Raw genomic sequence first — 11,085 nt, forward strand, 5'->3', positions numbered from 1 at the left:
GCTAAATTTATCGCATAATCAATCATTTATCTTGATTAATTCGGCTTGCCACTGCGCTTTGCTGGTTTTTATATTTCGCATCTTGCCGTGCATTATAAGGGCGTGCCGCGGGTCCACTTAGCACTTCAAAACTTAATGCACCAATAATCATATTTGGGCGCAATGCTAACGGCAATTTGCCCGAATTATAAAATTCTAGCACGATTTTGCCCTCCCAACCTGGATCGATACGGTGGGCAGTCACATGCACCATTAAACCTAAACGCGCTAACGATGAACGACCGTCCAACCAACCGATAATATTCGCAGGCAGTTTCACACTTTCCAATGTTGTCGCTAAGGCCAATGCACCAGGATGTAAAAAGAACGGTTCGTTGTCGCCGATGATAATTTCATCACTCATCACTCGTTCAAGCTGGGCAGAAACTTCTTCGCGTGGGCCACTCACATCAATATAAGGAGCAGAATGCTCACGGAATACACGAAATGAATTGCCTAAACGCAGATCAATAGTCGCACCATTAATTTTGCTATTATCTGGGCGCGGCGAAATAGAGATAATGCCGCTGTCTAAATGTTTTTCGATGTCGGTATCACATAATCTCATTTCACGCTCCTATTTGCCCAATAACTTTTTCACTTGTGCTTTTAGCATTTCAATCGCTACACGATTTTTTCCACCGCGAGGAATAATAACGTCTGCGTATTGTTTGGTTGGCTCAATAAATTGCAAGAACATTGGACGCACAGTTGCACGATATTGCTCGATCACCGACTCCATTGAACGACCACGTTCGATCATGTCGCGCTGCAAACGGCGAATAAAACAAATATCCAATGGGGTATCCACAAAAACAGACATACCAAGTTCTGCCCGCACGCGTTCATCGGTTAATAATAAAATGCCTTCGACAATAACCACTTTGCGCGGAACGAAATGGGTCACCTCTGATGTTCGGTTATGATTGGTATAACTATACACGGGAATATCAACCGCCTTGCCCGCTTTCAGCGCGTGTAAATGTTCAACTAACAAGTCACGATCCATAGAGTTTGGGTGATCATAATTGGTTTTTGTACGCGTTTCAAAATCCAAATGGCTTTGATCTTTGTAATAACTATCTTCTGCGATAATTCCAATTTCTTCGCAACCTAATTCTTCACATAGCTCACGATGAACGGTGTGTGCGATGGAACTTTTCCCTGATGCAGAAGCTCCAGTGATACCAATAATGATACAAGACGAATTTGACATAGACTATTTTTTATTTATTTGAAATTAGGCGGAATTATAGTAGAAATTGTGGCGTTTTAACAGGCTTATAAACCAAGTGCGGTCAAAAACTCTCTGTTTTTTCACCGCACTTAATCAGCTTTGAAGGGATTACTCATATTCATCGAGCCAGCGCAATAAAATGGCTTCGAGAATTTTCTCATTGCTCGCTTCGGGATCATCGTCAAAACCCTCGAGTTCGCAAATCCATTGGTGCATATCGGTAAAACGCACGGTTTTAGGATCGAGATCGGGGTTTCTCTCGTATAAATGTTCAGCGATTTCTTGTGTGTCAGTCCATTTCATTAATGTGCCGCCTCATTCGCATGGTTAATATTATATTTTGGAATTTCAACCACGATATCTTCATCGCCAATAGTACATTGGCAAGACAAGCGGCTTTCCATTTCCAAGCCCCAAGCTTTATCCAACATATCTTCTTCTTGATCGCTGCTTTCATTCAAACTATCAAAACCTTCACGAATCACAACGTGGCAGGTAGTGCAGGCACATGAGCCATCGCAAGCATGGTGGATTTCAACCCCTGCATTATGTGCAACTTCAAGCAGATTCTCTCCACTTGCCGCATCCACCACCATGCCTTCAGGACAAAATTCTTCATTGGGTAAAAAAACAACTTTTGGCATAAGACTTTCCTAATTAAAAATTAAAGTTCATTGATAGAATGCCCAGCTAAAGCATTACGAATGGATTTATCCATACGGCGCGCGGCAAATTCTTGGGTGGCTTGATCAAGCATTTTAATGCCGTTTTTGATCGCCATAGAATCCGATTCATTCACCAATGCTTCTAAAGAAATTATCGCATTTTTGACCGCACTTAATTCATCTTCATTCAACAAATCTTGGTCATGGGAAAGCGCGGAAAGCACAGATTCAATCACGCGGCGCGCTTCCACTCGTTGCTCCGCCAATAAACGCGCATCAATATCTTGTTTAGCATTTTCCATAGAGGCTTGCAGCATATTGGCAATTTCTTCATCGCTTAAACCATACGATGGTTTTACTTGGATAGAAGACTGCACGCCCGTTGATTTTTCCATTGCTGTTACGCTTAATAAACCATCGGCATCCACTTGATAAGTCACTCGAATATGCGCCGCACCTGCTGCCATTGGTGGAATGCCGCGCAAAGTGAAACGAGCAAGAGAACGACAATCCCCGACTAATTCTCGCTCACCTTGCACAATATGCACCGACATGGCGGTTTGTCCATCTTTAAATGTGGTAAATTCTTGCGCGCGAGCCACAGGAATCGTGGTATTGCGTGGAATAATTTTTTCCACCAAACCGCCCATTGTTTCAATGCCAAGGGACAGCGGAATGACATCAAGTAATAACATTTCAGCATCGGGTTTGTTCCCTACCAAAATATCCGCTTGAATTGCTGCGCCAAGCGCCACCACTTTATCTGGGTCGATGGAAGTTAATGGTGTTTTACCGAAAAATTCGCCCACTTGCTCACGCACAAATGGCACGCGAGTTGATCCGCCGACCATCACCACTTCTTTTATCTCTTGCGCAGAAATGTTAGCGTCTTTTAGCGCACGGCGACAAGCGAGTAATGAGCGTTTCACTAAGCTTGAAATCAGTTGGTTAAATTCTTCTCGCTGAAGTTCTATCGAAAAATCTGCATAATTTATGACCGCACTTTGCTGATCAGTCAGCGCAATTTTTGTTTGAGTTGCCAATTCAATCAGTTGGCGTTTTTGTTGTTCGTTTTGAGGTTGAATGCCTGATTTTTCAATAATCCAATCTGCGAGTAAATGGTCAAAGTCATCACCGCCTAACGCAGTGTCTCCGCCTGTCGCCAGCACTTCAAATACGCCTTTAGAAAGGCGAAGAATAGAAATATCAAAGGTGCCGCCACCTAAATCATAAACAGCAATGAGCCCTTCTTGCCCGCTATCTAAGCCATAGGCTATCGCGGCAGCGGTTGGTTCATTCAATAAGCGCAAAACATTCAAGCCAGCTAAGGTTGCTGCGTCTTTAGTGCTTTGGCGTTGCGCATCGTCAAAATAAGCCGGCACAGTAATCACCGCGCCTTGCAATTCACCGCCGAGTCGTTGCTCTGCAAGTGCGGTCAATTTTTTCAAAATTTCGCTTGATACTTCAACAGGGCTCACCAACCCTTTTCGGGTCTGAATTAAAGGTAATCCATTTTCTGAGGCTTCAAATTGATAGGGCAAATTAGGATAACGTGCTTGCACATCAGCAAGGCTGCGCCCAATTAAACGCTTTGCAGAAATAATGGTGTTTTGTGGATCTTGGCTGGCTAATGCGCTTGCTTCGTAGCCCACGATAATGTTGTTATTTTCACCAAAATGAACAATGGAAGGCACTAATGGACGGTCTTTTTCATCTAATAAAATATCTGCGTGAGCACTGCGTACAGCGGCAACAAGTGAGTTTGTTGTGCCTAAATCAATGCCCACCGCAAGTTTGTGTTGGTGAGGCGCAGCCATTAAGCCGGGTTCTGCAATTTGAAGTAATGCCATAAAATTATCTTATCTCTTAAAATTCTGAAATTTCATCTTCTACACGCTCAATTTCACTGTTGAGCTTTTTAATAAAGCGTAAACGATCATTAATTTGGCGAGTTTGTTCCCAATCTTGGGCAGAAAGTGCGGTGGAAATTTCAGTTAAATTTTGGCGTTCCGCCTGTTCTACTTCGCGGCTAAAATCCATTAATAAATCAAGATCTTGATTAGCTTCAATCTGTTCTAATTGTTCACGCCATTCCATTTGTTGCATTAGAAATGCCATATCTTGCGAACTTCGCTGCTCAACATCCTGCTCTTTGCCCGTGTGCAAGGCGATAATGCTATCAGCACGCGAAATCGGATCTTTAAGAATTTGTAATGCGTCATTCACTTCCGCTGATTTTTGCATGGCAAGCCGCTGTTCTTGTGCTGAACTATGGGCAAAATTATCGGGGTGCAAAGATTTTTGTAATGATAAATAACGACTTGAAAGCAAGTCGTTATTAAGATTGAAATCAATAGGCAGATCAAAAAGTGCAAATGGATTTTTCATAGTAGATTACACGCTAAAACTTTCACCACAGCCACATTGATCTTTCACATTTGGATTGGTGAATTTAAAACCTTCGTTTAAACCTTCTTTGACAAAATCAAGCTCGATACCGTTGAGATAAACGAGACTTTTTGTATCAACGATCACATTGACGCCATGCTGTTCAAACACGTGATCATCTTGATTAAGTTCATCCACAAATTCAAGTACATAAGCTAAACCCGAACAACCTGACGTTTTAATACCCAAACGCAAGCCAAGCCCTTTTCCACGGCTGTCTAAGCACTTTTTAACGTGCATTGCAGCACGTTCAGTGATGCTTATTGAGGCTTGCGCCGTATCAGTATTTTCTACATTAAATTGTTCAACAGTATTATCTGTCATCTTTCGCTCCTACTACACACCTTTAGCGCATAATTTCTGTCACACAAAAACTTGCGCTAAATTGACCGCACTTTTATTATTCGCCTTTTTTCGCTTTATAATCTGCAATTGCAGCTTTAATCGCGTCTTCGGCTAAAATAGAGCAATGCACTTTGACTGGAGGTAGCTCAAGTTCTTCAGCGATTTGGCTATTTTTAATACTACCCGCTTCATCTAAAGATTTACCTTTCACCCACTCAGTGATTAACGAACTTGATGCAATGGCAGAGCCACAGCCATAGGTTTTAAATTTTGCATCTTCAATAATGCCATTATCGCTTACTTTAATTTGTAGCTGCATAACATCACCACAAGCTGGTGCGCCGACCATACCTGTTCCTACATCTGAAGATTTTTTATCGAATGAACCCACGTTGCGCGGATTTTCATAATGATCGATGACTTTTTCACTATATGCCATTTTACTTTCCTTTAATAAATTTTATGCTACCGATTAATGCGCTGACCATTCAATTTTGCTCATATCAATTCCCTCTTTGAACATATCCCAAAGTGGTGATAAATCTCGCAATTTTTGCACCGCACTTTTGACTAAATCAATCGTGTAATCAATTTCTTCTTCTGTGGTGTAACGCCCTAAGGTGAAACGAATTGAACTGTGCGCTAATTCATCATTTAAGCCTAATGCACGCAAAACATAAGACGGTTCAAGGCTTGCCGATGTACAGGCTGAACCCGATGATACGGCAATATCACGCAATGCCATCATCAAACTTTCACCTTCTACATAGTTGAAACTCATATTTAGGTTGCTGTCTAAACGATGTTCCATTGAACCATTCACGTAAGTTTCTTCAATCGTTTTCAAGCCATTGTATAAGCGATCGCGCAATGCTTTTAAACGTGGCATTTCAGTCGCCATTTCTTCTTTACAAATGCGATAAGCCTCTCCCATGCCCACAATTTGGTGAACAGGCAAGGTGCCTGAACGCATGCCACGCTCATGACCGCCGCCGTGAATAATCGCTTCTAAACGAATACGCGGTTTGCGGCGCACATATAACGCACCAATACCTTTTGGCCCATAAAGTTTGTGGCTAGACATTGACAATAAATCCACTGGCAATTCTGCGAGATTAATCGCAACTTTGCCCACGCTTTGAGTCGCATCTGTGTGGAAAATCACTTTATTTGCACGGCAGATTTCACCAATGGCTTGAATATCTTGGATTACGCCAATTTCATTATTCGCATGCATAATCGACACTAAAATAGTATCAGGACGAATAGTTGCTTTTAATTCATCAAGGTCGATTAAACCATCAGCTTTTGGGGCAAGATAAGTCACTTCAAAGCCTTCACGTTCTAACTGACGGCAAGTATCAAGCACGGCTTTATGTTCAGTTTTACAGGTAATAATGTGCTTGCCTTTGGTTTGATAAAAATGCGCCGCACCTTTAATGGCTAAGTTATCCGCTTCTGTTGCGCCCGAAGTAAAAACAATCTCGCGGCTATCCGCGCCGATTAAATCTGCAATCTGATTGCGTGCAATATCTACGGCTTCTTCTGCTTGCCAGCCAAACTTATGTGAGCGTGATGCTGGGTTACCAAAAGTCCCATCGATGGTTAAATATTCCATCATTTTCTCTGCTACTCGTTTATCCACAGGGCAAGTCGCCGCATAATCTAAATAAATTGGTAATTTCATTTTTTTAACCGTTAATAACTAATAAATTTTCAAAATCTTTATGCACTTTTTGTGAGCCTTCTTGTTGTGAAGCTTCTTGTTGTGAAGCTTCTTGTCGTGAAGTTTCTTGGCGTGCATAATGTTTGCTGACGAGTTCAGCTAAGGTAATCGTATTCAAAAAACTTTCAATTCGATCACTCAATTCTTCCCATAAATGATGGGTTAAACATTCTTGACCACCTTGACAATTTCCCTGCCCAAGACATTTCGTTACCGCAATCTTCTCATTCACTGCAGCAATCACTATGCCAATAGAAATTTCGTTCGCGGGATGTCCTAAACGATAGCCGCCACCGGGGCCTCGTACACTTTTCACCAATCCGTGACGGCGTAGGCGCGCAAATAATTGTTCAAGATAGGATAAAGAAATGTTTTGACGCTCAGAAATATCTGATAATGTCACAGGACGATCGGTGCCGAATAACGCAATATCTAAAATTGCAGTTACTGCATAACGCCCCTTTGAAGTTAGCTTCATTGTACTTTCCTTTTAAAATTAATGTGGATAGTTTACATAACCTTGTAAATTAGTCAAATTAATTCCTGACTAATTTAATGCGTTTTTCAACGGTACTCAACATTCCACGTAAAATATTCAATTCATTTTTCTCTAACGCAGTGCGTTGATAAAGGCGTCTTAATTTTTGCATAACACCTTGATTTTGAATAAAACCTAGCTGTGTATAAACCTGTTCTGTATGTTGGTAGAAATATTCTAATTCTTGCGCGGTTGCCATTGAATTGGTTCTCGCATTGGAATTATCTATTGATGAAACAGGTAAATCTTGTTCTGCTAAATACGCCATACGCAGTTCATAACACACCAATTGCACTGCCATTGCCAAATTTAAAGAGGAATAATCAGGATTTGCGGGAATAGTTAAATGATAATGACATTTTAAAAGTTCATCATTGGTCAAACCAATACGCTCACGCCCAAAAACCAGCGCAATTTGACCGCACTTTGCGGCGTTAATGGCTTTCCCACCACATTCTCGCGGCTCAATTAACGAGTTTTGCAAATGGCGTAAACGCGCGCTGGTGCCTATTACAAGTGAACAATCTGCTACCGCATCATCAAAGTGCGGTACAATTTTCGCTTGTTTTATTACATCATCAGCCCCTGCGGCTAAGGCAATGGCTTGTTCATCAATACCCTGCTTAGGATTGACCAAATACAAGTTTGTCAGTCCCATTGTTTTCATAGCACGAGCAGTGGAGCCAATATTGCCTGAATGAGAAGTTTCAATCAGCACAATTCTTATATTATTTAACATTAATTTTACATTTAGAACGAATTTTGTGGGTATTTTATCACAATAACCTTGAAAGTTGGTCGGATTTTTCTCTTTTTTATAGTGGAAATTTGCATAAGAAATCACTATAATGCATCACAATTTATGCGTAGGCATCGCCTACATTGTTCTTTTCACAATCTATCTATGGAAATATTATGAACCCAATGCTAAATATCGCGATTCGCGCGGCACGAAAAGCGGGCAATGTTATTGCTAAAAGTTATGAACGCCGAGATGATCTTCAAACCGTTACAAAAGGTATTAACGATTTTGTGACAAATGTAGATAAAGCGGCTGAAGCTGCAATTATTGAAACGATTCGCGCTTCTTATCCAGACCATACCATCATCACCGAAGAAAGTGGTGCATTAGAAGGAAAAGATAAAGAGATTCAATGGGTTATCGATCCATTAGATGGTACCACAAACTTTATTAAAGGTTTCCCGCATTTCTCTGTCTCTATTGCTATTCGCGTTAAAGGTCGCACCGAAGTTGGTGTGGTTTACGATCCTATCAACAACGAATTATTTACTGGCGTGCGTGGCGAAGGGGCAAAATTAAATGATCTACGTTTGCGCGTAACCGAAAAGCGTGATTTACAAGGCACTATTCTCGCCACTGGTTTTCCATTTAAACAACCTAAATTAATGCCAGCCCAATTCGCTATGATGACATCACTAGCTGAATCTGCTGCAGACTTCCGCCGTACAGGATCTGCCGCGTTAGATTTGTGCTATGTCGCTGCTGGTCGTGTGGATGCTTATTTTGAAATGGGCGTGAAAGCTTGGGATATTGCGGCAGGCGAGCTTATCGCTCGTGAAGCAGGTGCATTAGTTTGTGACTTTGCTGGCGGCCACAACTATTTGAAAGAAGGGAACGTTGTTGTTTCATCCCCTCGTGTTGTAAAAGAAATACTAACCAAAATTCAACCGCACTTTAATCAAATTTAGTGTATAAAAGGGCGTTTTAATTAACGCCCTTTTGTTATTTTTGCGCCAGATAATCTCGAAATTGAATAAGCCAACTTTCCAACGTTTCACAGCTTTCTTGTTGATAATGAGAAAAATCTGCCCCCCATCTTTCTAGGTTAGAATACCAATCGGGCAAATCCCCTTGTTGCATCAAATTCGCCAATGTTTGTAATTTCACTAATCCCAAGCTACCTGCCGCACCTTTCACTTTGTGCGCCATTAAAGTGAATTCAGCTTTATGTTGCGGGTGTAATAAATAATGTGTGTAGGCTTGCTGTAAATTAAGATCATCAGTGGCTAATGCTGCACGAAATGTAGCAATATTTTCTAAATATGCATCTACACCAATTAAATTCACTAAATCCCGAACAAATTGATAGTCTATGAGATCTGCCGTTGATTTCTCAAAAACTGCGCTAAAATTGACCGCACTTTTATTCATTTTGGGAACTGAAAAATTAAATTCTTCAGAAAAATATTGCTGGAGACAGTGAGTGAGCTCTTTCACATCTAAAGGTTTGCGCAGAACGTCATCCATTCCTTGCGCTTCATACTCAGCTTTGCTTTGCATCACATTTGCCGTGAGCGCAACTAACGGCGGCAAGTAATCATAAATTCCATTTTCATAATTTTGACGAAAATATTGCGCAATGGCAAAGCCTGTCATATCTGGAAGTTGAATATCTAAAAGCACCAAGTCATAAAGATTTTTCTCAAAGAGTTCAATCGCCTGATGACCATTCATAGCCACATCAACTTGGCAGCCAAGCTTTTCTAACACCGCTCTAGCGACAACCACATTCAGCTCAATATCTTCAACCAGCAAAATCTTCACATTTGAAACCACGGGTTGCATTTGATCATTTGGTAATGGCTTCGCAATTTCATCAGCACGAATTGTTAAAACAAATGTCGCGCCTTGCCCTAATTGGCTAGAAACCGTCAAATCCCCTTGCATAAGTTTAGCGATCGTTTTAGAAATTGCTAAACCGATGCCACTTCCCGCGGCTTTGTGCTGATTTTTTTCCACTTGATAATACATCGTGAAAATATTTTCTATATCTTCAGCAGGAATGCCTGTTCCAGAATCAGTGACCGAAAATTGATATGTATTCTGTTCAAAGCGTTGAATATCGACTGTGATCTGTCCTTTATCAGTGAATTTAGTCGCGTTACTGAGTAAATTCCATAAAATTTGGCTAAGTCTTATGCCATCTAAAAGTAAAAAATGGGGCAAATTTTCACTGCACTTTAATACAAAATCAAGATTCTTCTGCTTAGCCATGAATTGCCCGATATTGGCAATGTCATTGATTAAATCATGGAAATTAATTTCTTGTCGGTAAAGTTCAATACGATTTGCATCGATTTTATCGAGATCAATAATGTCATTGAAAATATGCCCTAAGGAAACTGCGCTGAAACTAATAGTATTGAGATAATTGCGCTGTTCCGCGGTCAAATTAGTGTCTAGCAACATTCGGCTTAGCCCGACAATACCATTTAAAGGGGTTCGCAATTCATGGCTAATTGTCGCCATTAATTTCGTTTTATCCTGATTTGCTTGGGCCAATCGCTGTTCAGCCAAGATACGTTCTTGTATCTCTTGGCGCAGTTTAGTCACGGATTTGGAAAGGCTTAGGCGGGATAGCTCCAATTTCTCCACTAATAAAGTAAAGAAATAAATGACAAAAGGCGCAGAAAGAAGACCAAAAGTAATTGAATAAAGAATGACATCCCAATGGATTTCACCTAGTATCAAAAAGCTAAGAAAAATATGTGTACAAAGCGCAAGTGCTGCTAAAAAAATAAAGCCTAGCAATGAAAATTTTACGCGCCCTAGCTTAATAACCCAATCAATATATTTCTGTGCAAAATAGCGGATATTCTTCATTATATTTCCTTTAGGAATGATGGAGCTAGATTGTACCAAAATAACTCATTAGTTACATAAGCCAAAACAAGAACATCGCAGATGTTTCCAAATATGGATTTCATCTTTTCCTATTCTAAGTCATATAGATTTCATTTTATCCTAAAAAAGTGCGGTCATTTCCCCTAAAATTTCTATTATTTCTATTACTGGCATTGCTATTCCTGACTGAGTTTTGAAATAAATAAAAGAGATGAATACTAATTCTCTTTCATCATGCATTTCTCATCATTCATTTCTTATCATCTATTTTCATCAGTTTTTACGTTTTATAACAACAAAAAAGCCCCAGCATTTCTGCTAGGGCTTTCTGCCTCTCGGCTATAATATAATACCTGGCGGTGACCTACTCTCACATGGGGAATCCCCACACTACCATCGGCGTTACGGCGTTTCACTTCTGAGTTCGGCATGGGGTCAGGT

The 11,085-nt window shown here is 40.6% G+C and carries 13 protein-coding genes and 1 rRNA gene; 1 reads left to right on the forward strand and 13 read right to left on the reverse strand.

Translation table 11 applies throughout. The features are described from left to right. Nucleotides 1–22 precede the first annotated feature (22 nt). The 11 genes from dcd to trmJ form a co-directional block, all read right to left on the reverse strand. Entirely contained in the window at nt 23–607 is a 585-nt protein-coding gene (gene dcd / locus C8D76_RS08840; protein WP_116632421.1) for a dCTP deaminase, read from the reverse strand. Nucleotides 608–616: 9 nt separating this feature from the next. Then, the gene (gene udk, locus C8D76_RS08845; RefSeq protein WP_116632422.1) at nt 617–1,255 is read right to left on the reverse strand and encodes a uridine kinase; all 639 of its coding nucleotides are present in this window, start codon (nt 1,253–1,255) and stop codon (nt 617–619) included. Nucleotides 1,256–1,384: 129 nt separating this feature from the next. Continuing rightward, on the reverse strand, nt 1,385–1,579 hold the full coding sequence (gene iscX / locus C8D76_RS08850) for a Fe-S cluster assembly protein IscX (protein ID WP_116632423.1): 195 nt from the start codon (nt 1,577–1,579) through the stop codon (nt 1,385–1,387). Beyond that, the gene (gene fdx / locus C8D76_RS08855) at nt 1,579–1,920 is read right to left on the reverse strand and encodes an ISC system 2Fe-2S type ferredoxin (RefSeq protein ID WP_116632424.1); all 342 of its coding nucleotides are present in this window, start codon (nt 1,918–1,920) and stop codon (nt 1,579–1,581) included. Before fdx ends, iscX begins: the two co-directional genes overlap by 1 nt. A gap of 20 nt (nt 1,921–1,940) precedes the next feature. Beyond that, nucleotides 1,941–3,791 carry a Fe-S protein assembly chaperone HscA gene (gene hscA, locus C8D76_RS08860; protein ID WP_116632425.1) on the reverse strand — a complete coding sequence of 617 codons (1,851 nt, stop codon included), beginning with the start codon at nt 3,789–3,791 and terminating at the stop codon, nt 1,941–1,943. Between the two features lie 16 nt (nt 3,792–3,807). Beyond that, a complete protein-coding gene (gene hscB / locus C8D76_RS08865; protein ID WP_116632426.1) occupies nt 3,808–4,329 on the reverse strand; it encodes a Fe-S protein assembly co-chaperone HscB in 522 nt (173 codons plus the stop codon). Between the two features lie 6 nt (nt 4,330–4,335). Further along, complete coding sequence (gene iscA / locus C8D76_RS08870; RefSeq protein ID WP_116632427.1) at nt 4,336–4,713, reverse strand: iron-sulfur cluster assembly protein IscA; 378 nt, start codon at nt 4,711–4,713, stop codon at nt 4,336–4,338. 76 nt (nt 4,714–4,789) lie between these two features. Continuing rightward, a complete protein-coding gene (iscU, locus tag C8D76_RS08875; RefSeq protein WP_116632428.1) occupies nt 4,790–5,173 on the reverse strand; it encodes a Fe-S cluster assembly scaffold IscU in 384 nt (127 codons plus the stop codon). A 33-nt stretch (nt 5,174–5,206) separates the two neighbouring features. Then, nucleotides 5,207–6,421 (reverse strand): IscS subfamily cysteine desulfurase, encoded by a 1,215-nt coding sequence (locus tag C8D76_RS08880; RefSeq protein ID WP_116632429.1) that lies wholly within the window; start codon nt 6,419–6,421, stop codon nt 5,207–5,209. A gap of 4 nt (nt 6,422–6,425) precedes the next feature. Next, on the reverse strand, nt 6,426–6,938 hold the full coding sequence (locus C8D76_RS08885) for a Fe-S cluster assembly transcription factor (RefSeq protein WP_116632430.1): 513 nt from the start codon (nt 6,936–6,938) through the stop codon (nt 6,426–6,428). A gap of 58 nt (nt 6,939–6,996) precedes the next feature. Then, entirely contained in the window at nt 6,997–7,737 is a 741-nt protein-coding gene (trmJ, locus tag C8D76_RS08890) for a tRNA (cytosine(32)/uridine(32)-2'-O)-methyltransferase TrmJ (protein ID WP_116632434.1), read from the reverse strand. Between the two features lie 176 nt (nt 7,738–7,913). Here trmJ and suhB point away from each other — a divergent pair, with 176 nt between their 5' ends. Continuing rightward, nucleotides 7,914–8,708, forward strand: a complete 795-nt coding sequence (gene suhB, locus C8D76_RS08895) for an inositol-1-monophosphatase (RefSeq protein ID WP_116632431.1) — start codon at nt 7,914–7,916, stop codon at nt 8,706–8,708. A gap of 34 nt (nt 8,709–8,742) precedes the next feature. On the opposite strand, the gene C8D76_RS08900 is transcribed toward suhB, so the two are convergent. Together C8D76_RS08900 and rrf are read right to left on the reverse strand one after the other, a co-directional pair. Beyond that, nucleotides 8,743–10,623, reverse strand: coding sequence for an ATP-binding protein (locus C8D76_RS08900; protein WP_116632432.1), 1,881 nt, complete (start codon nt 10,621–10,623; stop codon nt 8,743–8,745). A gap of 372 nt (nt 10,624–10,995) precedes the next feature. Then, nucleotides 10,996–11,085: ribosomal RNA gene (rrf, locus tag C8D76_RS08905) — 5S ribosomal RNA — on the reverse strand; the annotation flags it as partial.

The organism is Alitibacter langaaensis DSM 22999, from assembly GCF_003096995.1.
Lineage (GTDB): Bacteria > Pseudomonadota > Gammaproteobacteria > Enterobacterales > Pasteurellaceae > Exercitatus > Exercitatus langaaensis.